17 protein-coding genes are annotated in these 23,776 nt (G+C 71.4%); 10 read left to right on the top strand and 7 right to left on the bottom strand.

Annotated elements, in window-relative coordinates:
• The first annotated feature begins 156 nt into the window (after nucleotides 1-156).
• On the top strand, nucleotides 157-1,155 hold the full coding sequence (locus tag KY5_RS17240; protein ID WP_098243090.1) for a sigma-70 family RNA polymerase sigma factor: 999 nt from the start codon (nucleotides 157-159) through the stop codon (nucleotides 1,153-1,155).
• Nucleotides 1,156-1,299: 144 nt separating this feature from the next.
• Here the strand turns inward: KY5_RS17240 and KY5_RS17235 are convergent, their stop codons facing one another.
• Nucleotides 1,300-2,283, bottom strand: coding sequence for a helix-turn-helix transcriptional regulator (locus tag KY5_RS17235; protein WP_098243089.1), 984 nt, complete (start codon nucleotides 2,281-2,283; stop codon nucleotides 1,300-1,302).
• A gap of 99 nt (nucleotides 2,284-2,382) precedes the next feature.
• Here KY5_RS17235 and KY5_RS17230 point away from each other — a divergent pair, with 99 nt between their 5' ends.
• Nucleotides 2,383-3,960: an MFS transporter gene (locus KY5_RS17230; protein ID WP_098243088.1), complete on the top strand. Its 1,578-nt coding sequence runs from the start codon at nucleotides 2,383-2,385 to the stop codon at nucleotides 3,958-3,960.
• A 135-nt stretch (nucleotides 3,961-4,095) separates the two neighbouring features.
• Here the strand turns inward: KY5_RS17230 and KY5_RS17225 are convergent, their stop codons facing one another.
• Nucleotides 4,096-5,349, bottom strand: coding sequence for an ABC transporter substrate-binding protein (locus KY5_RS17225; protein WP_098243087.1), 1,254 nt, complete (start codon nucleotides 5,347-5,349; stop codon nucleotides 4,096-4,098).
• Between the two features lie 207 nt (nucleotides 5,350-5,556).
• On the opposite strand from KY5_RS17225, the gene KY5_RS17220 reads away from it, so the two are divergent.
• From KY5_RS17220 to KY5_RS17200, 5 genes are all read left to right on the top strand, one after another.
• On the top strand, nucleotides 5,557-6,171 hold the full coding sequence (locus KY5_RS17220) for a TetR/AcrR family transcriptional regulator (RefSeq protein WP_199843114.1): 615 nt from the start codon (nucleotides 5,557-5,559) through the stop codon (nucleotides 6,169-6,171).
• Nucleotides 6,172-6,375: 204 nt separating this feature from the next.
• Complete coding sequence (locus KY5_RS17215; RefSeq protein WP_098243086.1) at nucleotides 6,376-7,137, top strand: DeoR/GlpR family DNA-binding transcription regulator; 762 nt, start codon at nucleotides 6,376-6,378, stop codon at nucleotides 7,135-7,137.
• A complete protein-coding gene (gene pfkB, locus KY5_RS17210; RefSeq protein ID WP_098243085.1) occupies nucleotides 7,134-8,081 on the top strand; it encodes a 1-phosphofructokinase in 948 nt (315 codons plus the stop codon). The genes KY5_RS17215 and pfkB overlap by 4 nt, the downstream gene beginning before the upstream one ends.
• Before the next feature lie 694 nt (nucleotides 8,082-8,775).
• Nucleotides 8,776-10,803 carry a PTS fructose transporter subunit IIABC gene (locus KY5_RS17205; RefSeq protein WP_098243084.1) on the top strand — a complete coding sequence of 676 codons (2,028 nt, stop codon included), beginning with the start codon at nucleotides 8,776-8,778 and terminating at the stop codon, nucleotides 10,801-10,803.
• Between the two features lie 101 nt (nucleotides 10,804-10,904).
• Complete coding sequence (locus KY5_RS17200; RefSeq protein ID WP_098243083.1) at nucleotides 10,905-11,156, top strand: hypothetical protein; 252 nt, start codon at nucleotides 10,905-10,907, stop codon at nucleotides 11,154-11,156.
• 8 nt (nucleotides 11,157-11,164) lie between these two features.
• Here KY5_RS17200 and KY5_RS17195 read toward each other — a convergent pair whose 3' ends face one another.
• The 5 genes from KY5_RS17195 to KY5_RS17175 form a co-directional block, all read right to left on the bottom strand.
• Entirely contained in the window at nucleotides 11,165-11,932 is a 768-nt protein-coding gene (locus tag KY5_RS17195) for a DUF6227 family protein (RefSeq protein WP_098243082.1), read from the bottom strand.
• A 140-nt stretch (nucleotides 11,933-12,072) separates the two neighbouring features.
• Nucleotides 12,073-13,290: a L,D-transpeptidase gene (locus KY5_RS17190; RefSeq protein WP_234362757.1), complete on the bottom strand. Its 1,218-nt coding sequence runs from the start codon at nucleotides 13,288-13,290 to the stop codon at nucleotides 12,073-12,075.
• A gap of 221 nt (nucleotides 13,291-13,511) precedes the next feature.
• Complete coding sequence (locus tag KY5_RS17185; protein WP_098243080.1) at nucleotides 13,512-14,546, bottom strand: P1 family peptidase; 1,035 nt, start codon at nucleotides 14,544-14,546, stop codon at nucleotides 13,512-13,514.
• 53 nt (nucleotides 14,547-14,599) lie between these two features.
• Nucleotides 14,600-15,805 carry a low temperature requirement protein A gene (locus KY5_RS17180; RefSeq protein WP_098243079.1) on the bottom strand — a complete coding sequence of 402 codons (1,206 nt, stop codon included), beginning with the start codon at nucleotides 15,803-15,805 and terminating at the stop codon, nucleotides 14,600-14,602.
• 157 nt (nucleotides 15,806-15,962) lie between these two features.
• Nucleotides 15,963-16,682, bottom strand: coding sequence for a sirohydrochlorin chelatase (locus KY5_RS17175; protein WP_159072539.1), 720 nt, complete (start codon nucleotides 16,680-16,682; stop codon nucleotides 15,963-15,965).
• A gap of 305 nt (nucleotides 16,683-16,987) precedes the next feature.
• Here KY5_RS17175 and nirB point away from each other — a divergent pair, with 305 nt between their 5' ends.
• The 3 genes from nirB (at nucleotide 16,988) to pflB (ending at nucleotide 23,767) form a co-directional block, all read left to right on the top strand.
• Complete coding sequence (nirB, locus tag KY5_RS17170; RefSeq protein WP_098243077.1) at nucleotides 16,988-19,738, top strand: nitrite reductase large subunit NirB; 2,751 nt, start codon at nucleotides 16,988-16,990, stop codon at nucleotides 19,736-19,738.
• A 135-nt stretch (nucleotides 19,739-19,873) separates the two neighbouring features.
• Nucleotides 19,874-21,307, top strand: a complete 1,434-nt coding sequence (locus KY5_RS17165) for a NarK family nitrate/nitrite MFS transporter (RefSeq protein WP_098243076.1) — start codon at nucleotides 19,874-19,876, stop codon at nucleotides 21,305-21,307.
• A 201-nt stretch (nucleotides 21,308-21,508) separates the two neighbouring features.
• Nucleotides 21,509-23,767: a formate C-acetyltransferase gene (gene pflB / locus KY5_RS17160; protein ID WP_098243075.1), complete on the top strand. Its 2,259-nt coding sequence runs from the start codon at nucleotides 21,509-21,511 to the stop codon at nucleotides 23,765-23,767.
• The last annotated feature ends 9 nt before the right edge of the window (nucleotides 23,768-23,776 follow it).

Raw genomic sequence — 23,776 nt, 5'->3', positions numbered from 1 at the left:
TACTGCAACGCCAGGAAAAAAGATGGGCGGCTTGGGAATTCTGTCCGGATTCCAGTCGTTGTTTCCATCGGATGCAGGGCACCCGAGGGTGTGCCATCCACCACAGAGGACCCAGAAATGGGCCGACCAGACCGCACTCATCGCAAGGGAGCACGCATGGCAACCCGTGCCGTCGCCCGTCGTAAGTCCGCCTCCGGCGAGACCGACGCGGCACGCAGTGTTCGCGCCGTAGGCGGGGAGATCGCCGACCGCGACCTGGTCGGCATGTACCTCGACGAGATCGCGCGTACGCCGCTTCTCGACGCCGCCAAGGAAGTCGAGCTGTCCCAGATCATCGAGGCGGGTGTGTACGCCCGGAAGATCCTCGACGGCGAGGTCGAGGACAGCAAGGTCACCGCGGACCGCGAGGAGCTCGAAGCCCTCGTCGCCGACGGTGAGCGGGCCAAGGACGTCTTCATCCGCTCGAACCTCCGCCTCGTCGTCGCGGTCGCCCGCCGCTATCCGCGCAGCGGCCTCCCGCTGCTCGACCTCATCCAGGAGGGGAACGCGGGCCTGGTGCGCGCGGTCGAGAAGTTCGACTACGCCAAGGGCTTCAAGTTCTCCACGTACGCCACGTGGTGGATCCGCCAGGCCATCACGCGGTCCATAGCCGACCAGTCGCGCACCATCCGCCTCCCCGTCCACCTGGTCGAGGAGCTGGGCCGGATCCGCCGCGTCCAGCGCGAGTTCAACCGGGAGAACGGGCGGGAGCCGGAGCCCGCGGAGATCGCCAAGGAGCTGTCCTCGACGCCCGAGCGCGTCGTCGACGTCCTGGACTGGGCGCGCGACCCCGTCTCGCTCAACATGGGCGTGGACGACGACGGCGACACGCAGTTCGGTGACCTCCTGGAGGACACCTCGGCCGTCTCGCCCGAGCAGTCCGTCCTCTCGCTGCTGCGCAGCGAGGAGCTCGACGGCCTGATCGGCCGCCTCGACCAGCGCACGGCCTCCATCATCAAGATGCGGTACGGCATCGTGGACGGCCGGGAGCGGACGCTGACGGAGGTCGGCAAGGAGCATGGCCTCACCCGCGAGCGGATTCGGCAGATCGAGAAGCACGCGCTGCTCGAGCTGAAGAAGTTGGCGCGGGATACGGGGTTCGACGCGGCGGCCTAGGCGGCCGGCCTTGAACGGGCCCCTGTGACTGGACCCCGGGGCTGCCCCCCCCCGGCGCCGGGGTCCGTGTACTTCCCGCGGGGTGGTCTGCGAGCCTCGCCCCGGTGGGCATCGCGGTGGCCGTGCCGAGGCCCCCGTGCCCCGTCACCCCGTGGACCGCGCCATCCGCCCCGCCATCTCCGACAGACACGCCACCAGCTCCGCAGGACCCCGCACCGTGAACTCACAGTCCGTGAGCGCGAGGCGGATCGCCAGCCACTCGATGGAGTCGGACGCCGTGCATCGCAGGCGGCAGGTGGTGTCGTCGACCGTATCGAGAGGGCCGAGCACCGCCGGCAACCGCGCCGCGACGAACACCGCGGGCGCCGCGAACGTCACGTCCACGTCGTATGTCTGGCGGCCCCGCCACATCGACTCCCTGATGAACTCCGCCGCATCCCCCGCGGGCAGCTCCCGCGGTACGAACCGCGCCCCCGTCGCGAACGGGTCGGATACCCGGTCGACCCGGAAGGTGCGCCAGTCCTCGCGGTCGATGTCGAACGCCACGAGGTACCAGCGCCGCCCGGTCGAGACCAGGCGGTACGGCTCGGTCAGGCGGCGCGACTCCGTGCCGTCGCCCGCGCGGTAGGCGAACCGGAGGCGCTCGTGGCCCGCCGCGGCCGACGCCATCACCGTCAGCGTCTCCGGCGCGATGCTCGCCCCGTCCCCGCTGGTCAGCGGCGTCGTGGCGATCTGCAACGCCGAGACCCGGTGGCGCAGGCGCGCGGGCAGGACCTGTTCCAGTTTGGCGAGCGCCCGTACCGATGCCTCCTCGACGCCCTCCACCGCGTGCCCGGCCCCGGCCCGCAGCCCCACCGCGATCGCCACCGCCTCCTCGTCGTCGAGGACCAGCGGCGGCATCGCCTTGCCCGCGACGAGCCGGTAGCCGCCCGCCGCCCCCTGGCTGGCCCGCACCGGATAGCCGAGGTCCCGGAGCCGGTCGATGTCGCGCCGTACGGTGCGCCTGCTGACGCCGAGCCGTTCGGAGAGCTCGGCCCCCGGCCACTCGCGGGGCGTCTGGAGGAGGGAGAGGAGCTGGAAGAGCCGGGCGGGGGTGTCGGTACCCGCCGCCGTACCGTCCGCCGTCATGAGCCGACCACCCCCTCGTTGTCGCCGTCCGTCGTCATGCGACCAGAGTGCCGGACAACTAGGTCATGTACTGGCCTATATGCCTTCTAGCCTTGTGGCATGACTTCACCGAGCACCCTCTCCACCCCCGGGGAACCGGCACCCGACGGGACACCGGCACCCGACGGGACACCGGCACCCGCCGGGGAACCCGCACCCGCCGGTGACCGGCGACGCTGGTTCGCGCTGGCCATCGTGATGACCGCCGCCTTCATGGACCTGGTCGACGTCACGATCGTGAACATCGCGATCCCGTCGATCCAGCGCGACGCGGGCGCCACCTTCAGCCAGATCCAGTGGATCACCGCGGGCTACACCCTGGCCTTCGCCGCCGGTCTGATCACGGGCGGGCGGCTCGGCGACATCCACGGCCGCAAGCGCCTGTTCCTGATAGGCATCACGGGCTTCACCGTCGCCTCCGCGCTCTGCGGCTTCGCGGCCAACCCGGAGATGCTGGTCGCCTCGCGCATCCTCCAGGGCGCCATGGCCGCGCTGATGGTGCCGCAGGTGCTCTCGATCGTGCACGCCACGTTCCCCGCGCACGAGCGCGGCAAGGTCTTCGGGCTCTTCGGCATGATCGTCGGCCTCGGCGCGGTCTCCGGACCGCTGCTCGGCGCGCTGCTCACCGAGTGGAACATCCTCGGCCTCGAATGGCGGCCGATCTTCCTCATCAACCTGCCGGTCGGCATCGCGGGCATCATCCTCGGACGCAAGTTCATCACCGAGTCCAAGGCGCCGAAGGCCCTCAAGCTCGACCTGGTCGGCGTCGTCCTGGTCACGCTCGGCCTGCTGATGATGCTCTACCCGCTCACCCGCGGCCGGGAGCTGGGCTGGCCGGTGTGGGGTTACGTGATGATGGCGGGCTCCGTCGTCGTCTTCGGTGCCCTCGTCGCGTACGAGAAGGCGAAGGCCGCGAAGGACGGCTCGCCGCTCGTGGAGCTGTCGCTGTTCAAGGTGAAGAGCTTCGCCGCGGGCATCGCGGTGCAGACCGTGTTCGGCGTCGCGATGGGCATCTTCTTCCTGGTCTGGACGCTCTACATGCAGGTCGGCCTCGGCTGGTCGGCGCTGCGCGCGGGCCTGACCGGTGTGCCGTTCTCGATCGCCGTCTCGGTGGCCGCCGGTCTCTCCGTACAGAAGTTCGTGCCCCGCTTCGGCCGCAAGGTGTTGCAGACGGGCGCCCTCACGATGGCCGCGGGCGTGCTGATCTACCTCTGGGAGGCCGGCCGCTACGGCGCGGACATCACGTCCTGGCAGATGGCGCTGCCGCTGACCGTGATGGGTCTCGGCATGGGCCTGATCGTCGCCCCGCTGACGGACGCCGTCCTCTCGAACGTCCCGAAGGAGCACGCGGGTTCGGCCTCCGGCCTCATCAACACCGTGCAGCAGATGGGCACCGCGCTCGGCCTCGGCCTGGTCTCGGTGGTCTTCTTCGGAGTGATCGACGAGCGGGTCGCGCCGCAGCGGATTCCCCTGGAGTTCGTGGACGGCTTCCAGAACGCGCTGTGGTGGGTGACCGGCGTACTCGCCGTCATCTTCCTCCTGATGTTCGCCCTCCCGGCCAAGCCCCGCCAGCACGTGGAGGCCGAGACCGCCGAGCCGAACGAACTCCAGGACCGCGAACCGGCGTTGACCGCCTGACCGACCGGCTGCAAAACATCTGGCCCGCGCCCGTCACGGGGCCGCGGGCCGGACGAGCCCCGTAAGGGGCGCGGGGAACTGCGCGCCCAGCCCCCACCGGACCCGCAGAAAAGGACCGCCCAACCCAGCGGAGCGCTAAAGCTCCGCCTGCACCGCCGCCGAGTCCAGCCCCTCCAGAACCGCCTTGGGATTACCCCCCTTGGCCACCGCCGCGCCGATCCGCTTGCGGACGGCCCCCCGCACCTCGGGCCACGACCCGAGGTTCGTCGGCTGGAACTGCGCCTGCGGCATCTGGTCGATGAAGTCCCACATCGGCCGCTGCCTCGGGTCCTTGCGCAGCGCGTCGGACGCCGAGCTGGTGACGGGCAGCGCCGACTGCCCGCCGCCGTACGCCATCGCGGTCTTGCGGCCGTACAGGAAGCTCATGAACGTCCCGCACTGCTCGCGCCGCCCGTTCCGCTTGAACGCCATCAGCCAGTCGTTGAGCCCCACGGGCGGCGCCGCGCCCCCGAGCTTCTTGGGGAACGGGGCGTGTGCGTAGGGGAACTTGGCCTTGTCGGCCGCGCCCATCAGGACCGGGTGCGCGATCATCATGCCGATCTTGCCGCGCAGGAACTGGGCGTACGCGTCGGTCCTCGTCAGCGTCGCCGGGTTCGCGCCCGCGAGGCCCTGTGCGACGAGGTTGTCGCGCAGCCAGGTGAAGGTCTCGATGTTGCCGGGGTTGGCGAAGTCGTAGCCGGTGAGGCCGGAGTAGCTGCCGCCGTCCGCGAGCAGCCAGGCGAGCGCCTCGTCCTCCGCGGCCTCGGGGCCGAGCTGGAGGCCGTAGGGGGTCTCCACGCCGATGCCCTTCAACGCCCGCGCCGCGTCGTGCAGTTCGGCCCAGGAGCGGGGCGCCTTGACGCGGGCCTGCTTGAACAGGGCCTTGTTGTAGAAGAGCCGGGGCGTGCTGGCGAGGAACGGCATGCCGTACTGGACGCGGCTGACCATGCCCGCCTCCGCGTAGGAGCGGATGAAGTCGCCCTCGGTGCGTACGTCGAAGAGGTCGGACGCGCCGTAGAGCTTGCCGTCCTCGGCGTAGGGCGCGAAGAAGTTGGACTGCGCGATGTCGGGCGCGTCGCCGTCCTTCACGCGCCGGGCGAGGGTCTGGTCGAGCTTGCCGAACGGGATGCGTTCGAGGGCGACCTTGATGTCCGGGTGGGCCTTCTCGAACGCGTCGATGACGCTGCCCCACTGGTCGCCGATGGAGGAGCCCACGCTCTCGTCGTAACTGGCGACGAGGAGTTTGAGAGGGGTGTCCGTCTCCGCGGAACAGGCACTGAGACCGGCGGCGCCGAGTGCGGTGGCGCCGGTGAGACCGGCCGTGTGGAGAAGGAACTGCCGACGACGCACCGCTGTTTGCCACCTCTTGCTCGCACCGCGTGCGCGGCCGCGCGCTGCTGCCAGCTCGTGTGCTCGCACCGCGTCTCGCACCGCGCCTTACGGTGGCAGATTCTGCCATACAGGCAGTACGTGCCTCCTGGCCCCCGCGCGGAGGCCGGAACGGCCCGCGCGAGGGCCGGCACAACTCGCCGCGAGGGCTGACATAACCTGCCTGGCATGGCTGCACGTTCGCTGACGGAGCGACGCAAGAACGAGACCCGCCTGGACATCGCGCGCACGGCGGCGTCGCTCTTCGTCGCGGACGGGCTGCGCGCCACCCGGGCCGAGGACGTCGCGCGGGCCGCGGGCGTCGCGCCGCGCACCTTCTACCGCTACTTCGCGACCAAGGAAGAAGCCGTCGCGCCGCTCTTCGCCGCGGGCGCGCAGCAGTGGGCCGAGGCGGTGCGCCGCGCCCCCGAGGGGCTCTCGGTCCCCGAGGCGCTGCGCCACGCGGTGACGGACGCGCTCGCCGCGGAGGACGCGGCGGCGGTGGCCTCCCTGGACTGGGTGCGGTCCCTGCTGCGCATGGCGCGGGAGAGCGCGGCGCTGCGCGCGGTGTGGGCGGACGCGTGCCACGCCTCGGAGGAGACGCTGCTCGCGCTCCTGATGGAGCGGGTCTCCGCCGCCGAGCCCACGCCCGAGCTGCGCCTCGCGGCGGGCGTGGCCAGCGCGGCGGTGCGGGTGGCCGTCGAGTCCTGGGCGGCGGGGGACGCCCCGGCCGGGGGAGGCGGCGGGCTTGCCGCGCTCGCCGTGCGCTGCCTCGGCGCGCTGGACGACTTCCCCTGGCCGTAGGTCCGTGAAGGCAGCAGGCAGCAGGCAGCAGGCAGCAGGCCGTAGGTCGTAGGTCCTCGTGCGCTCCGGGGCCAAGGGGCGTTCCCCTCGGGACGGAAGTCCGTTCATGTCCGATCGGCCCCCGAATCTGTTTACTTTCCGGAATTCCAGCCGTAGTCTCCGAGTGAAACCACACGTTCGGGCATGCGGCGGAGGCAAACGGACATGTACGCACCGGAGCGGCAGCAGGAGATCCTGCGGCTCGCGCGCGACGGCGGGCGGGTCGACGTGCTGTCCCTCGCCGAGACGTTCCAGGTCACCGCGGAGACCATCCGGCGCGACCTGAAGGCGCTCGACCGGGCGGGACTGCTGCGCCGGGTGCACGGCGGTGCCATACCGGCGGGGCGGCTCGACTTCGAGCCCGACCTCGCCGAGCGCGAGGGCACGGCCGCCGACGAGAAGGACCGCATCGCGCGCGCCGCGCTCGCCGAACTGCCTGCCGAGGGCAGCGTCATCCTCGACGCCGGGTCGACCGTCGCACGGGTCGCCGCCGCGCTCCCGCTGGAGTCGACGCTCACCGTCGTCACCCATGGACTGCCCACCGCGGCCCGCCTGGCCGACCACCCCGGCATCCAGCTCCACCTCATCGGGGGCCGGGTCAGGCAGCGTACGCGCGCGGCGGTCGACGCCTGGGCCCTGCGCGCGTACGGCGAGATCCGCGCCGACGTCCTCTTCCTCGCCGCCAACGGCTTCTCCGCCGGGGGCGGGCTCACCACCCCCGACCTCGCGGAGGCCGCCGTGAAGCGCGCGGCCGTCGCCGCCGCGCGCCGGGTGGTGCTGCTCGCGGACTCCGCCAAGCACGGCCAGGAGCACTTCGCGCGCTTCGGGGACCTCGCGGACGTGGACCTCCTGATCACCGACACCGGCCTCGACCCCGACGACGCCGCGGCCATCGAGGCCGCAGGCACGGAAGTAGTACGCGCATGATCCTCACCGTCACCCCGAACCCCTCCCTCGACCGCACCTACGAGGTCCCCTCCCTGGACCGGGGCGAGGTCGTCCGCGCCACCGGCGACCGCATGGACCCGGGCGGCAAGGGCGTCAACGTCTCGCGGGCCGTGGCGGCGGCGGGCGTGCGGACGGTCGCCGTACTGCCGCTCGGCGGCGCGCCCGGCGCGCTGGTCGCCCAGCTCCTCGACGAGCAGGGCATCGAGGCCGCCCCGGTCCCGGTCGCCGGGCAGACCCGGTCCAACATCGCGGTCGCCGAGCCGGACGGCACGCTCACGAAGATCAACGCGCCGGGGCCCGAACTCTCCGGCGCGGAGCAGGAGTCGCTCCTCGCCGCGGTGGGCGAGCGCTCGGCCGGTGCCGACTGGATCGCCTGCTGCGGCAGTCTGCCGCGCGGTCTGAAGCCTTCCTGGTACGCCGATCTGGTGGCCCGCGCGCACGCGGCAGGTGCCCGGATCGCCCTGGACACCTCGGGCCCCGCGCTGCTCGCCGCGCTCGCGGAGCGGCCCGACGTCGTCAAGCCGAACGCCGAGGAACTCGCGGAGGCGGTGGGCCGCCCGCTCGCCACCGTGGGCGACGCGGTCAAGGCGGCGGAGGAGCTGCGCGAGCGGGGCGCCCGCGCGGTACTCGCCAGCCTCGGCGCCGACGGCCAGCTCCTGGTCGACGCGTCGGGCACGTACTTCGCGAGCGCTCCGGTCGACGTGGTGCGCAGCAACGTCGGCGCGGGTGACTCCTCGCTCGCCGGTTTCCTGATCGCGGGCGGCACGGGCCCGACCGCCCTCGCCTCAGCCGTGGCCCACGGCGCGGCGGCGGTCCAGCTCCCGGGCAGCGCGATGCCGTCCCCCTCGGACCTGGCACCGAACGAGGTCACGCTCACGTCCGAGGCCCCCCTGAACCGCCCCCTGACGGAACCGGCGACATGACCCCGGCCACCGCCGGTGCCCCGGTCGCCGGTCTGCCTGCCACGGGCGGTCGGGTCGGCTTCCCGACCGGGGGCCTGCGCGCCCCGGGCGGTCTGGTCACCGGTGCCCAGGCCGCCGGCCTGCCGGTCGCGGGTCGTCTCGTCGCCGGTGCTCCTGCTCCGGGTTGTCTTGCTGCCGGTCTTGCTGTTGCGGGGGCCCTGGTCGAGGGCCTGCCTGTCGCGGGCGATCTGGTCGCTGGTGCTCCGGCTGGGGCACCACCCGTCTCGGGTGGTCTGGTCGCCGGTGCCCAGGCCGCCGGCCTGCCGGTCGCGGGTCGTCTCGTCGCCGGTGCTCCTGCCTCGGGTTGTCTTGCTGCCGGTCTTGCTGTTGTTGCGGGGGGCCTGGTCGAGGGTCTGCCTGTCGCGGGTGATCCGGTCGCCGGTGCTCCGGCCGGGGCACCACCTGTCTCGGGTGGTCCGGTCGCCGGTTGTCAGGTCGCCGGTCTCACCGTCGCGGGGGCCCCGGTCACCGGTCCGCCTGTCGCGGGCGACCCGGTGGCTGTTGCCCCCGTCGCGGGTCGCCCCAGCGCCCTCCCCGCCCCGGACCCCCTCGGCACCGGTTGCCCCGCCACCAGCCGACCCGCCACCGATCCCCCTGCCACCGTCCCCCCAGAAGCCCCCGCCCGCCGGGCGATACGCGTGCGAAGGAGCCCGCGATGACCGACATGATCACGGCGGATCTGGTCGACCTCGAACTCGACCTGTCCGCGGAAACCAAGGAAGCCGCGGCCCGTTCGCTCGCCGAGCGCATGGTGGCGCTCGGCCGGGTGACCGATCTTGAGGGGTTTCTCGCCGACGTGGCGGCCCGTGAGGCGCAGATGCCGACCGGGCTCGACGGCGGCATCGGCATTCCGCACTGCCGCAGCGCCCACGTCACCGAGCCGACCCTGGCGTTCGGGAGGTCGGAGCGTGGCATCGACTTCGGTGCTCCGGACGGCCCCGCCGACCTGATCTTCCTGATCGCCGCCCCGGCGGGCGCCGATGACGCGCACCTGACGATTCTCTCGTCGCTGGCCCGGCAGTTGATGGACGGGGAGTTCACGGGGGCGCTGCGGGGCGTCGCTGACGCGGAGTCGGCGGCGGCGCTGATCCGGGGCGACGAGCCCGCTCCTGCCGTGGCCGGTGGTTCCGCCGGGGCGGAGCGGGCGGGCACGGCCCCCGGTGCGGAGCACGAGGACGATGACACGAGCCCCGGCGCGGCCGAGCCGTTCAGGATCGTCGCCGTCACGTCCTGCCCCACGGGCATCGCCCACACCTACATGGCCGCCGAGTCCCTGGAGAACGCGGCCCGCGAGGCAGGCGTGGAACTCACGGTCGAGACGCAGGGCTCGGCCGGGTTCACGCGCCTGGACCCGGCCGTCATCGCCGCCGCGGACGCCGTGGTCTTCGCCCACGACGTCCCCGTCAGGGACAAGCCCCGCTTCGCGGGCAAGCCCACCGTCGACGTAGGAGTGAAGGCGGGCATCAACCGCCCCGCCGAACTCATCGCGGAGGCACGGGAGAAGGCCGCCAGGGGCGAGACCACAGCCCCGACCGGCCCCACCCCGGTGGAAGGCACCGGCGACGAGAGCGACGGCTACGGCACCAAGCTCCGCAAGTGGCTGATGTCGGGCGTCAGCTACATGGTCCCGTTCGTGGCCGCGGGCGGCCTCCTGATCGCCCTGGGCTTCGCCATCGGCGGCTGGAAGATCGACAAGGCCCCGTCCGTCGCCGAGCACTTCATCTGGACGGACCACACCAGCTGGGCCGCGCTCCTGTTCCAGGTCGGCGGCCTCGCCTTCGCCTTCCTGGTCCCGGTCCTCGCCGGTTACATCGCGTACGGAATGGCGGACAGGCCCGGCCTCGTACCCGGTTTCGTCGGCGGCTCCGTCGCGGTCACCATCAACGCCGGTTTCCTCGGCGGTCTCGCCGCCGGTCTGATCGCGGGCGCCGTCGTGATGGGCATCCAGCGGGTCAGGATCCCCGCGGTCCTGCGCGGCATCATGCCGGTCGTGGTGATCCCGCTGATCTCCTCGGCGATCGTCGGCTTCCTGATGTTCCTCGTCGTGGGCAAGCCGATCGCCTCCCTGCAGAGCGCGTTGACGGACTGGCTGGAGGGACTCTCCGGCGCCAACGCGATCATCCTCGGCGTCATCCTCGGCCTGATGATGTGCTTCGACCTCGGCGGCCCGCTGAACAAGGTCGCGTACGCCTTCGCGATCGGCGGCCTCACGCACCCGACGGACGGCAGCCTCAAGGTCATGGCCGCGGCGATGGCGGCGGGCATGGTCCCGCCGCTGGCCATGGCCCTGGCCACGACCGTACGCGGGCGTCTCTTCACCAGGACCGAGCGCGAGAACGGCAAGGCCGCCTGGTTCCTCGGCGCCTCCTTCATCACGGAGGGCGCGATCCCGTTCGCCGCGGCCGACCCGCTGCGCGTGATCCCCGCCTCGATGGCGGGCGGCGCGGTCACCGGCGCCCTGTCGATGGCGTTCGGCTGCACCCTGCGCGCCCCGCACGGCGGTGTCTTCGTGGTCCCGCTCATCGGCCAGCCGCTGCTCTACCTGGTCGCCATCGCCGCGGGCGTCTGCGTCTCGACGGTCGTGGTCGTGCTGCTCAAGGGCGCACGGAAGCAGGTGCCTTCGGAGCCGGAGGCGGCTGATGCCGCCGAGCCGGTGGCCGAGAAGGTTCCTGCCGCGGTCTGAGGCCCTGCTGCGGTCCGAGGCGTGCGACTTGCGTCACTTGGGGACCTAAGTCCCATAACCCCCCTGTCGTAAGTCCTGTCCCGTGTTGTCTACTGGGCCGCATGTTCCAGGATGTCTCGATCGTTCAGCAGATAGGCGTGGCCGTGCTCGCCGTGGCGACCGTCGTCTGGGCCGTCGGCCTGGTGCGGGTGCTGCGCAGGGACCGGTACGACGTGGACGTCTGGCGTCAGGCCCAGGCGCTCCGCTCGCTCCCGGCCCAGGCGGGCCCGCCGCGCGCGGAGACCGTGGAACTCACCACGGACGAACGCGATGCCTTCGCGGGCCTGGTCCGGCAGTTCGGCGACAGGGCCTGACGGGAGGGCTACGGCCGGTCCGGTGTCGCGCCCTCGCGGGCCCTGCGCTCCATCGCGGCGCGGGCCGCCTCCTCCGTGTCGTACACCTCGCACCGGTGGTGGCCGTCGGGGGTGAGCGTGTGCTCGACCTCCCACAGGCTGACCTCGCCGCCGTCGAAGAGCAGGAACGCGTGCTCGTACAGCGAGAAGCACAGGCGCGCCTCACCGGCCAGGCAGGGACGGCCGAAGGCCTGGGTGATCTGGTGGGCGAAGGCCGCGCGCAGCAGGCGCGCGACGTCGTCGCCGGGGCGGTCGCCGGTGTTCTCCGCGCGGCGCAGGAGCCGGCGCGCGTGGTCGGCGGAGTCGTCGAGGGCGTACGCGTGACGGGGGCCCGACTCGGCCGGGAGCTGGAGCACGACGGGCCGGTCGCAGGCGACGGCGTCGGGCGGCAGCGGCAGGCGCGAGGTGGCGACGCCCGCCTCTTCCTCGTCCGTGTAGATCTCGTGCTGCGGGGCGCGCCCCGGCGCGGTGTTGTGGACGAGCTCCCAGAGCGTGAGCACCGTCGCGTCGGCGAGCAGCCAGGTGTGTCTGAACGTCTCGCGGTGCAGGCCCGCGCTGTGGTGCGCGGAGTGCAGCGAGCTGTTGTGGGCGAGGGCGGAGTCGAGGCGGTGTATCACCTCGTCCGGCAGGTCGAAGGAGTTCAGCGCACGGCCGAGAAGTCGCTCGAGATGCTCCTCGGGGGAGTGCGGCTCGGGCGACTCGGGTGGCTCGTACGCGGTTTCGTACGGAACGCTCAAGGCTTCTCCCGGCGTTGCTGCATGTCACCTGGTGAGTGCATACCGTAGCCCCTGGGTCGGACATCATGCCCGGGAACGGGAAAACGTGCGAGCCACGTGGGAAGTTCCCACGTGGCTCGCTCAGTTGGGGTGGGGTCGGGTCAGACCGCGCTGCCCGCCGTCCACTGGTTCCAGTCCATGTTCCAGCCGTTGAGGCCGTTGTCCGGGGCGACGGTCTTGTCGGGGGAGCCCTTGACCGTCACGATGTCGCCGATCAGCGAGTTGTTGTAGAACCAGGCGCCCTGCGTACTCGGGTCGCCCGCGCCCCGCGCGTCCTGGAGGCCGACGCAGCCGTGGCTGGTGTTGGCGCTGCCGAAGATGGACGGCGAGCCCCAGTAGTTGCCGTGGATGAAGGTGCCGGACTGCGACAGGCGCATGGCGTGCGGCACGTCCTTGATGTCGTACTCGCCGCCGAACCCGACCGTGTCACCGTTCATGCGGGTCTGCGTGAACTTCTCGGAGATCACCATCTGCCCGTTGTACGTCGGGTTCGAGGGGCTGCCCGCGGAGATCGGGACGCTCTTGATGACCTTGCCGTCGCGCTCGACCGTCATCTTCTTGGCCTGCACGTCGACGGTGGAGACCTGGGCGCGGCCGATGGTGAAGGTGACCGTCTTGTTCTGCACGCCGGTGGCGCCGTTCGCGCCCTTCACGCCGTCCAGGGCGATCTTCATCGTGACCGTGGAACCGGCCTTCCAGTACTCCTGGGGCCGGAAGTCGAGGCGCTGGTTGCCGAACCAGTGGCCGACGACCTTCTGGCCGCTGCTGGAGCTGACCGTGATGTGCGACTGGACGTCCTTCTTCTCCGTGATCGCCTTGTCGAAGGTGAAGGAGACCGGCATGCCGACGCCGACCTTGGCGCCGCCGTCGGGCGTGTAGGTGCCGATGAAGCTGTTGGCCGAGGAGACCGTGGTGAACGTCGCGTTCTCGGTCGCCGCGTTGCCCTTGTCGTCCTTGGCGTTGGCGGTGACCTTGTACTTGGTGCCGCGCTCCAGCTGGGACTTGGGCTTCCAGCTCGCGCCGTCGCCCGAGATGGTGCCCTCGACCGCGGTGCCGGACGGCACGGCGGTCATCTTCACGCTGGTCAGCTTGCCGCCCTTGACCTTCACGCCGGTGGCGTTGATCGAGGCGTCGGTGGCGCCGTCCTTCGACGAGATGGTGATGTCCGCGCCCTTGGCCGCGGAGCTGCCGCCCTTCTTGTCGTCCTTGGCGTCGGCGTCGCCGCCGCAGGCCGTGAGGGTCAGCGCGCCCACGGCGGCGAGCGCGGTGGCCGCCAGCAGGGCACGGCGCCGGGGGTTGACTATGACCGACCTTGTCACGGGCTGCTCCAAGTACGTTTTCTGATCCAGTACGTTCTGATCCAGTACGAGTAAAGAGCAACCTGCGGTGCGGAAGGGTTCCCTCCGCTTGGTGTGAGTACGGGCACATTGGGGCGCGCGGAGACACCCAATGCGCCGTGTGGCGAGGGGATTTGACCGTATTGGCGGTTTGGCGGCGTTATCGGGCGTAGGGCTCGTGCTGTGAGCCGTGGGTCGCCGCGCTAGCGGCCGTAGAGGTCCCGGTAGGAGGGGAAGGCGCCGCCCGGCGTCCGCACGGACTCCGCGGCCAGGAGCGCCCGCACGATCGCGCTCGTCACCACGTCCGCGCCCGCGGCGAGCACCTCGTTGAGCGCCAGGGGGTTCTCGGCGGGCAGCGCGTGCTCGCCGGTGGCCAGGGCGAAGACGGTGTCCCCGTCGTTGAGGAGGTGGACGGGCCGCACGGCGCGTGCCATGCCGTCGTGCGAGGTGCCCGCCAGCTTCTGCGCCTGGGCCTTGGTGAGTTCCGCGTCGGTGGCGACGACGGCGAGCGTGGTGTTCAGCGGCGGCGCCCCGGACGTGGGTCCGGCCCCGGCGAGCCGCCGCACGGCCTCCTCGTGCGCCTCGGGGGCGGGGTAGCCCACCCGCCGCCCCGCGAAGTACTCCCCGTACGGAACCCCCGTCTCCGGATCGATCCCCGATCCCGCCGCGTTCGCCACGGCGAGCGCCGCGACCGTGATCCCCGACGCGAGACGGAGGCTCGCGCTGCCGACCCCGCCCTTGACCTTGCCGACCACGGCGCCGGTGCCCGCGCCGACGTTGCCCTCCCTGACGGGGGCGAACAGTTCGGTGCGCGCGGCGTCCTCGACCGCGGCGCGGCCCGTCGTCGCGTCGGGGCGCGCCGTGAAGTCACCGCCCCGGCCCAGGTCGAAGACGGCCGCGGCGGGGACGACGGGTACGACGTGCGTGGGCTCGGGCCCGACCCGCACGCCCCTGCCCCGCTCCGCGAGCCATGCCATCACCCCGGCCGCTGAGTCGAGCCCGTACGCGCTGCCGCCGGTCAGGACGACCGCCTCCACGCGCTGCACCAGGTTCCGGGGGTCGAGCGCGTCCGTCTCCCGGGTGCCGGGGCCCCCGCCGCGTACGTCCACGGCGGCGACGGCTCCGCCCTCGGGCGCCAACACGACGGTGGTGCCGGTGAGTTGTCCTTCGCCGGTGAGGGTGGCGTGGCCGACGCGCAGTCCGGCGACGTCGGTCAGGGAACCGGTTGTGTGAGTCATGCTGCGATGCGTATCACGAGGGCGTGGGCCGGGTGTACGGGTCGGGGCGTGCGCTAGGCGCGTCGGCTCATGCGGGCGGTGAGGGTCACGCCCGTGGCGACCGTCGCCGCCGTCACCAGACCTGCCACGAGCACCGCCCAGCGGCCCGCGAACGTACTCGCGAGGACCGCCAACGCGCTGACCGGCAGCACCAGTTGCTGGGCGAGCCCCACCTTGAAGTAGCGGGAGTGCAGCGCCCACACGGTGATCAGATAGAGCGCCGTCGGCACGGTCACCGCGGCGGACGCCGCCAGCGTCGAGATGTGCGCCTTGCCGACGGCCTGCTCGACCGCCACCTCGATCCCGGCGCCGATCGCCGCGGCCGCGCCGAGGATCACGTAGTGCCCGTACCCCCACAGGAACGCCTGCCGGTTGCCGCTCAGCCGTCCGTGGATCGGCACCACGAAGTAGATCCACCACGCGGCGAAGACGATGAGGAGACCGCCCGCGGCGATGGGAAGCAGCTGGTCGAGGGCGTCGTGCTCCTCGATGCCCTCCTTCACGGCCACGGTCGCGGCCGCGATGGTCTCGCCGAGCACGATGATCGTGAACAGTCCGTACCGCTCGGAGATGTGGTGCGGGTGCCAGGCCGTCGAGTACGCCCGCTCGGCGATCACCGGCACGCACATCTCGGCGATCACCATCACCAGGAACAGCCAGGACCGCCCGCCCTCGGGCAGGATCAGCAGCCCCGTCCAGCCGATCTGGCAGACCAGCACTCCGACGGCGTACCGGATCGCCGTGGTCCGCTCGGCCCCGCTCGCCGCGCGCGCCACGCGCAGCCACTGGGAGGAGAGCGCGATGCGCATGATCAGGTAGCCGAGCCAGACGAGGAGGAACTCGTGCTCCTCGAAGGCCCTGGAGATCCCGGCGGCGAAGACGAGCACGCCCGCGATCTGCACGAGCGTGACCACGCGGTACAGCACGTCGTCGTTGTCGTACGCGGAGGCGAACCAGGAGAAGTTGAGCCAGGCCCAGAACAGCGCGAAGAAGACCATCGCGTAATTGAGGACGCCGCCACCCGCGTGCCCCTCGGCGACGGAGTGCACGAGCTCGGCACCGGCCTGGGCGACCGCCACGACGAAGCAGAGGTCGAAGAAGAGCTCCAGCGGCGTCGCGGCGCGGTGCTCCTCGTCGCGGCCGCGGGCCAGGAGGGGGCGGAGGGGCCGAAGGGGCTTGGCGGAGTCGGGTGGCTCGGGGTGCGCGGAAGGGGACGTCATGCTTCCAGAACAACAGAACCGGGCCGCCGAACCGAGCTGCGCCGCTCCCGCTGTGGGCAATTGTTCCGCACGGCGGAACGGGTGGGCACAGCCCCCGTCGCCGAGGGGCGGGAACGGGGGCGCAGACCACGGTGCCGAGCGACCAGGGCCGGTGGGTTCAAGCGGCCTCGGGGAGCAGCGCGGGCTCGGGTCGTACACCGGAGCCACGGAGCAGTACCGCTTCGTACCGGCGAAGTACGAGACGAGCAACTCCCACATGATCGGCAAGCGGCGCAGCCACCGCATCGGCCCCCGCCGAGGAGAGCGCGACCGTGAACCGCCCCGGGGCGAGCAGATGCGTGGCCACCACCACCCGCCGATGCCCCGCGCCCCGCAGCCCCGCCACCACCTCAGGAACAGACGGCTCAGCGGCGGAACAGTAAGCCACCCGCACCGGCACCCCGGGCAGCAGCAACCGCACCTGCCGCGCAGCGACCCGCGCCCCGTCATTGCCACCCGCCCGCGACGACCCCGCCGCGGCGAGCACCACCGCGTCGGCCCGCACCCCCGCCCGCTCCTCCGCCTCACGCAACCGGTCCCGCAGGGCGACCGCGATGGCGGGCTCCCCGCTGAGGCCCCGCGCGAGCAGGCAGCCGATCCCGCGTCCCTCGACGACGGCGGGGATGTCCACGGTGCGGTGGTAACCGTCCCCGAGGAGCAGGGGAACGACGACGGCGCCCTCCGACAGCGCTTCGGCGAGGGAGGGGGACTGGTGGTCGAGATGCCCCACGACCGGACGGATCCCACCGAGGTCCTCGACGGCGTCACACAGCCGCTCCAGCGTGGCCGCGGCCGTCGGCAACGAACTGCCGTGCACGGCGAGGACGAAAGGTCGCACAGCTCGGCCCACCCGGAACTCGACGACGGGAGATCGTGGCGAGCGGGCCCGGGGCGGGGAAGTGGTGTCGTAGCACTCCCGCCCCGGAAACCGCATCGCGCCGGGCTGCGCTCATGGTCGGGGAGCAGCCCGTCACCGACGACGCTACGCCCGCGAGCACCGGGCCAACGCCGCCAAAAGCCCCGAACCCCTAGGCCGTTGGGCCCGCGCAGAGGGGTCCTTCTCGGCCCGGCGGCCCGCTCCGACCGGCCTACCTTCGAGAGGCAGGCACCCAGCCACCACCTCAGACGACGGAGTGTGCCCCCATGATCCAGACCCTGGTGCTCATCGGCCACGGAATGGTGGGCCAGCGTTTCCTCGAGGTGCTCGCCGAACGCGGCGCCCTGGCCGACCCCGCCGCTCCGCAGGGCCCCGGCTGGCAGGTGACCGTGCTCGCGGAGGAGGACAGGCCCGCCTACGACCGGGTCCACCTGTCCTCCGCGTTCACCGGCGCCACCGACGCCGAACTCTCCCTCTGCGACACCGACTTCCTCACCCGTCACGGCATCGACCTGCGCCTCGGCGATCCGGCCGAGACCATCGACACCGCCACCCGCACGGTCACCACGACGTCCGGCGCCACCGTCGCCTACGACGCCCTGGTCATCGCCACCGGCTCCTACCCCTTCGTACCGCCCATCGAGGGCGCCGACGCCCCCGGCTGCTTCACCTACCGCACCCTGTACGACGTCGAGACCCTCACCGCGTACGCCGCCGACGAGGACCGTGCCACCGGCGTCGTCATCGGCGGCGGCCTGCTCGGCCTGGAGGCGGCGGGTGCCCTGCGCACGCTCGGCCTGCGCACCCACGTCGTCGAGTTCGCACCCCGCCTCATGCCGCTCCAGGTCGACGACGGCGGGGCGGCCGCGCTGCGCGCCACCATCGAGTCGATGGGCGTCGCCGTGCACACGGGCGTCGGGGCGAGCCAGGTCGAGACGGACACCGACGGCTCCGTGCGCGCCCTGCGGCTGAGCGACGGCCGCGCCATCGACACGGACGTGGTGGTCTTCTCGGCGGGCGTACGCCCCAGGGACCGCCTCGCCCGCGAAGCCGGTCTCGCGGTGGGCGACCGGGGCGGCATCGTCGTGGACGAGCACTGCCGCACCACCGACCCCTACGTCTACGCGATCGGCGAGTGCGCCCAGAGCGCCGACGGCCGCGTCTACGGCCTGGTCGCCCCCGGCTACCAGATGGCCGAGGCGGCGGCCGACGCCCTCGCGGGGGCGGGCACCACGCTCTTCACCGGCGCCGACACCTCCACCAAGCTGAAGCTGATGGGCGCCGACGTCGCCTCCTTCGGCGATCCCTTCGCGCCCGAGGGCGAGGACGGCGGGGCCGTCTCCGTCGTCTTCTCCGACAGCCGCGAGGGCGTCTACAAGAAGCTGCTCCTCGGGCCGGAAGGGCAGCTGCTCGGCGGCATCCTGGTCGGCGACGCCGACGCCTACGGCACCCTGAAGCCGCACGCGGGCCGCGCCCTGCCCGCGCCCCCCGAGGCGTACGTGCTGCCCGCGTCCGGCGCCGAACTCCCGGGCGCCGACGCCCTGCCGGACGACGCCGTCGTGTGCAGCTGCCACAACGTCACCAAGGGCGCCGTGCGCACCGCCGTCGCCGAGAACTCCCTCACCGACATCGGCGGCATCAAGCGCTGCACCAAGGCGGGCACGGGCTGCGGCGGCTGCCTCTCCACCCTCCAGTCCGTGCTCGACGCGGAGCTCGCCGCCGCCGGGGTCGAGAGGCCCAAGGGCCTGTGCGAGCACTTCGCGCTGACCCGCGCCGAGATCTATGAGACGGTGCGCACCGAACGCATCCGCTCCTTCAGCGAGCTGCTGGCCAAGCACGGCCTGGGCGGCGAGGGCTGCGTGGTCTGCAAACCCGTCGTCGGCAACGTCCTCGGCACACTCGCCCCCGAACTGGGCCTCGGTCACGTCCTGGACGGCGAACAGGCCACCCTCCAGGACTCCAACGACCTCTTCCTCGCCAACCTCCAGAAGGACGGCACCTACTCGGTCGTCCCGCGGATCCCCGGCGGCGAGATCACCCCCGACAAGCTCATCGTGATCGGCGAAGTGGCGCGGGACTTCGGGCTCTACACGAAGATCACCGGAGGCCAGCGCATCGACCTCTTCGGCGCCCGCGCCGACCAACTCCCCGCCATCTGGCGCCGCCTGGTCGACGCCGGCCTCGAATCGGGCCACGCCTACGGCAAGTCGCTGCGTACGGTGAAGTCCTGCGTCGGCGCCAAGTTCTGCCGGTTCGGGCAGGGCGACTCCGTCCAGCTCGCCATCGACCTGGAGCTGCGCTACCGGGGCCTGCGCACCCCGCACAAGATCAAGGGCGGTGTCTCGGGCTGTCTGCGCGAGTGCGCCGAGGCGCGCGGCAAGGACATCGGCGTCATCGCCACCGCCAACGGCTGGAACCTCTACGTCTGCGGCAACGGGGGCGCCAACCCGCGCCACGCCGACCTGCTCGCCGCCGACCTGTCCACCGCCGAACTCCTGCGCCTCGTCGACCGCTTCCTCATGTACTACCTGCGCACCGGCGAGCGCCTCGAACGCACCGCCCCGTGGTTCGAGCGGATCGGCGGCCTCGACCACCTGAAGTCCGTCCTGATCGACGACTCCCTCGGCATCCGCGCCGAGCTCGAGGCCCAGATGGACCGCCACGCGGCGGCCTACCAGGACGAGTGGCAGGCCGTGCTCCGGGACCCGCGGGCGCTCGCGCGCTTCGAGCGCCACCTCGCGCAGCCGTCGCCCGAGTTCCTGGAGCCGGGCCGGGGCCGGGCGGCGGTCCTTCCCGACGGCACGGAGGCGGCCCTCTTCAAGGACGGCGAGGGCACCGTCTACGCGGTCGGCAACCGCGACCCGTTCTCCGGGGCCGACGTGATCGCGGGCGGCATCATGGGCACCCGCGACGGCCGTCCCGTCGTGGCCTCGCCGATGCACAAGCAGGAGTTCGACCTGCGGACCGGCGAGTGCCTGGACGACCCGTCGGTGAAGCTGCCCGTGCACGAGGTCTGAAGTCCCGCCGCAGCACCGGTCTTTGGCCTGGTCGGCGGGTGTCCTACGCCTCTGCTGCCAGGGCCGTGCGCGACGGATCGTGGATACGTCAGGCCCCGTGGCAAGGTCGGGACCCTGAGCGAACTGGGAACCATCATGAGATCGCCTGCCGCCCAACGCGCGCGGACCGCGCCCGAGGGAACGTCGTACGACCCCGCGCAGTACCGCCCCGGTCGCACCATCACCGACTGGGAGCCGGAGAACGAACTCTTCTGGAAGTCCACCGGCAAGAAGGTCGCCGCCCGCAACCTGTGGATCGCGGTCCCCGCGCTCCTGGTGGCCTTCGTCGTCTGGCAGGTGTGGTCGGTCACCGCGACCAACCTCAAGGACGTGGGCTTCGGCTTCTCCACCTCCCAGCTGTTCTGGCTGACGGCGGTCCCGGGCCTGACGGGCGGCACGGCCCGCATCTTCTACACCTTCCTCGGCCCGATGATCGGCCAGCGCCGGTTCACCGCGCTCTCCACGATCGTCCTGGTCATCCCGCTGATCTGGCTCGGCATCGCGGTCCAGAACCCCGACACCTCGTACGGCGTGATGATCGCCATCGCCGCCCTGTGCGGCATCGGCGGCGCCAACTTCGCCTCGTCGCTCGCCAACATCGGCTTCTTCTTCCCCAAGAAGGACAAGGGCAACGCCACGGGCATCAACGGCGGCCTCGGCAACCTCGGTGTCTCCGTCGTCCAGCTGCTCACCCCGATCGTCATCACCAGCTCGGTCATCGCGGTCGGCTCGGCCCAGCACAAGGCCGACGGCACTCCCGTGTGGCTGCAGAACGCCGCGTTCCTGTGGGTGCCCGTCCTGGTGATCCTGGCCGCCGTCGCCTGGTTCGGCCAGAACGACCTCAAGGTCGCATCGACCCCCTTCAGCCAGCAGAAGGTCATCTTCAAGCGCAAGCACAACTGGCTGATGACCTGGCTCTACGTCGGCACCTTCGGCTCCTTCATCGGCTTCGCCGCGGCCCTGCCGATGCTGATCAAGACCACGTTCACCCCGATCGACGCGGCCTACTCCGCGGCCACCTACGCCTGGATGGGCCCGGCCGTGGGCGCGCTCGCCCGCTGGGCGGGCGGCTGGATCGCCGACAAGATCGGCGGGGCGCGGGTCACCATCATCTCGTTCGTCGGCATGGCGCTCTCGATCATCGGCGTCATCAACTTCCTGCCCTCCGGCGGCGACGACGGCAACTTCTGGGGCTTCTTCGCCTGCTTCCTGAGCGCGTTCTTCTTCTCGGGCATCGGCAACGGCTCCACGTTCCGGCAGATCCCGGTGATCTTCCGCAGCCAGCACCTGAAGGGCCTGACCGAGGGCACGCCCGAGTACGCCAAGGCGCTGAAGCAGTCGGAGATGGAGGCGGGCGCCGTCACCGGCTTCACCTCCGCCATCGCGGCGTACGGCTTCTTCTTCATCCCCGCGATGTTCGCCAACTTCGCGGTGACCAGCGCGATGTGGGGCTTCGTGGGCTTCTACGTCAGCTGCATCGCGGTCGCCTGGTGGTTCTACGCCCGCAAGGGCGCGGAGGCCCCGAGCTGACGCCTCGGGCGGCGCGAGCGGAGCGGTCCCGGTGGGCCGGGTGCGGAAGCACCCGGCCCACCGGCGTTCACGGAGGAGAGGACCATCGGCCGCCGATCGAGGACTATCGGTCCCCAAACGAGGACCATTGCGGCGCCTCTGATCGATCAAACAGGAGTGGAATGGAGGCGTAGCGACGAAGCGAAACGGAAGGTGCGGGTCATGACTGCCACTCCTGCGGAAACGACAGTGCACGACGGGGCCTGGGACGGCTTCAAGGGCGGTCTGTGGCGCGACACCGTCGACGTCCGCGACTTCGTGCAGCAGAACTACGTCCCGTACGAAGGGGACGCCGCCTTCCTGGCCGGTGCGACCGAACGCACCACCCAGGTCTGGGAGAAGCTCCTCTCGATGTTCCCCAAGGAGATCGAGCAGGGCATCTACGACGTGGACGTGAAGACCCCGTCCCGCATCGACGCCTTCAAGCCCGGCTACATCGACGCCGACCGCGACCTGATCGTGGGCCTCCAGACCGACGGCCCCCTCAAGCGCGCCATCATGCCCAACGGCGGCTGGCGCATGGTCGAGGGCGCCCTCAACGCCTACGGCTACGAGGCCGACCCCGAGGTCAGGGACATCTACACCCACCTCCGCAAGACCCACAACGAAGGCGTCTTCGACGCCTACACCCCCGAGATCCGCGCCTGCCGCTCCTCCGGCATCGTCACCGGACTGCCCGACGCCTACGGCCGCGGCCGCATCATCGGCGACTACCGCCGCGTCGCCCTCTACGGCGTCGACCGCCTGATCGCCGCGAAGGAGACCGACAAGGCCGCGCTCGGCGAGCAGTGGGCCACCGAAGAGGTCATCCGCGGCCGCGAGGAGGTCTCCGAGCAGATCAAGGCCCTCAAGGAACTGAAGGCCATGGCGATGTCGTACGGCTACGACATCTCGAAGCCCGCCACCACGGGCCGCGAAGCCATCCAGTGGCTGTACTTCGCCTACCTCGCCGCCGTGAAGGAGCAGAACGGCGCGGCCATGTCGATCGGCCGCATCGACAACTTCCTCGACGTCTACCTCCAGCGCGACATCGAGGCGGGGCGCATCACCGAGGCGCAGGCCCAGGAGTTCATCGACGACTTCGTCATCAAGCTCCGCATCGTCCGCTTCCTGCGCACCCCCGAGTACAACGAGCTCTACTCGGGCGACCCGACCTGGGTCACCTGGTCGATGGCGGGCATCGGCGAGGACGGCCGCCCGCTGGTCTCGCGCACCACCTTCCGCGCCCTGCAGACCCTCTACAACCTCGGCCCCGCCCCCGAGCCGAACCTCACGGTCTTCTGGTCGCGGCGGCTGCCGCAGGGCTTCAAGGAGTTCGCCTCCAAGGTCGCCATCGACACCTCGGCCATCCAGTTCGAGTCCGACGAGCTGATGCGCCCCAAGTACGGCGACGACACCGCGATCGCCTGCTGCGTCTCCGCGATGGCCGTCGGCAAGCAGATGCAGTTCTTCGGCGCCCGCGTGAACGTGGCCAAGGCGCTGCTCTACGCGATCAACGGCGGCCGTGACGAGAAGTCCGGCAAGCTCGTCGTCGAGGGCTTCGAGCCCATCACCGACGAGTACCTGGACTACGAGAGCGTCGCCAAGCAGTACGACGCGATGCTCGGCTGGCTCGCCAAGACGTACGTGCACGCGCTCAACGTCATCCACTACATGCACGACAAGTACGCCTACGAGCGCATCGAGATGGCCCTGCACGACCAGGAGATCCTGCGCACGATGGCCTGTGGCATCGCGGGCCTCTCGGTCGCGGCGGACTCGCTCTCGGCCATCAAGCACGCCAAGGTCAAGGTCATCCGCGACGAGACGGGCCTCGCCGTCGACTACGAGATCGAGGGCGACTACCCCGCCTACGGCAACAACGACGAGCGGGCCGACGAGATCGCGCAGCGGATCGTCTCCGACTTCATGGGCAAGATCCGTCAGCACCCGACCTACCGGAACGCGGTGCACACCCAGTCGGTCCTGACGATCACCTCGAACGTCGTCTACGGCAAGAAGACCGGCAACACCCCCGACGGCCGCCGCGCGGGCGAGCCGTTCGCCCCGGGCGCCAACCCGATGAACGGCCGTGACGAGCACGGCTACATCGCCTCCGCGATGTCGGTCGCCAAGCTCGACTACGACGACGCCGAGGACGGCATCTCGCTGACCAACACCATCACCCCGGACGCGCTCGGCCGCACCCCCGAGGAGCGGGTGGCGAACCTCTCCGGAGTCCTGGACGGCTTCATGGCCAGCGACGGCTTCCACATGAACGTCAACGTGCTCGACAAGACGACGCTCGAGGACGCCATGGAGCACCCGGAGAACTACCCGCAGCTGACCATCCGGGTCTCCGGATACGCGGTCAACTTCATCCGGCTCACCCGCGACCAGCAGATCGACGTCATCAACCGCACCTTCCACGGCTCGCTCTGAGCCACCGGC

Source organism: Streptomyces formicae (assembly GCF_002556545.1).
Lineage (GTDB): Bacteria > Actinomycetota > Actinomycetes > Streptomycetales > Streptomycetaceae > Streptomyces > Streptomyces formicae_A.
Note: the sequence above shows the minus strand (reverse complement) of the source record. Positions and strands in the feature narration are given on the sequence as shown.

Coding starts and splice junctions, on each gene's coding strand:
- KY5_RS17240 (WP_098243090.1), top strand. CDS start 157: ATGGCAACCCGTGCCGTCGCCCGTCGTAAGTCCGCCTCCGGCGAGACC.
- KY5_RS17165 (WP_098243076.1), top strand. CDS start 19,874: ATGAGATCGCCTGCCGCCCAACGCGCGCGGACCGCGCCCGAGGGAACG.
- KY5_RS17235 (WP_098243089.1), bottom strand. CDS start 2,283: ATGACGGCGGACGGTACGGCGGCGGGTACCGACACCCCCGCCCGGCTC.
- nirB (WP_098243077.1), top strand. CDS start 16,988: ATGATCCAGACCCTGGTGCTCATCGGCCACGGAATGGTGGGCCAGCGT.
- KY5_RS17215 (WP_098243086.1), top strand. CDS start 6,376: ATGTACGCACCGGAGCGGCAGCAGGAGATCCTGCGGCTCGCGCGCGAC.
- KY5_RS17230 (WP_098243088.1), top strand. CDS start 2,383: ATGACTTCACCGAGCACCCTCTCCACCCCCGGGGAACCGGCACCCGAC.
- KY5_RS17185 (WP_098243080.1), bottom strand. CDS start 14,546: ATGACTCACACAACCGGTTCCCTGACCGACGTCGCCGGACTGCGCGTC.
- KY5_RS17205 (WP_098243084.1), top strand. CDS start 8,776: ATGACCGACATGATCACGGCGGATCTGGTCGACCTCGAACTCGACCTG.
- pfkB (WP_098243085.1), top strand. CDS start 7,134: ATGATCCTCACCGTCACCCCGAACCCCTCCCTCGACCGCACCTACGAG.
- pflB (WP_098243075.1), top strand. CDS start 21,509: ATGACTGCCACTCCTGCGGAAACGACAGTGCACGACGGGGCCTGGGAC.
- KY5_RS17180 (WP_098243079.1), bottom strand. CDS start 15,805: ATGACGTCCCCTTCCGCGCACCCCGAGCCACCCGACTCCGCCAAGCCC.
- KY5_RS17220 (WP_199843114.1), top strand. CDS start 5,557: ATGGCTGCACGTTCGCTGACGGAGCGACGCAAGAACGAGACCCGCCTG.
- KY5_RS17200 (WP_098243083.1), top strand. CDS start 10,905: ATGTTCCAGGATGTCTCGATCGTTCAGCAGATAGGCGTGGCCGTGCTC.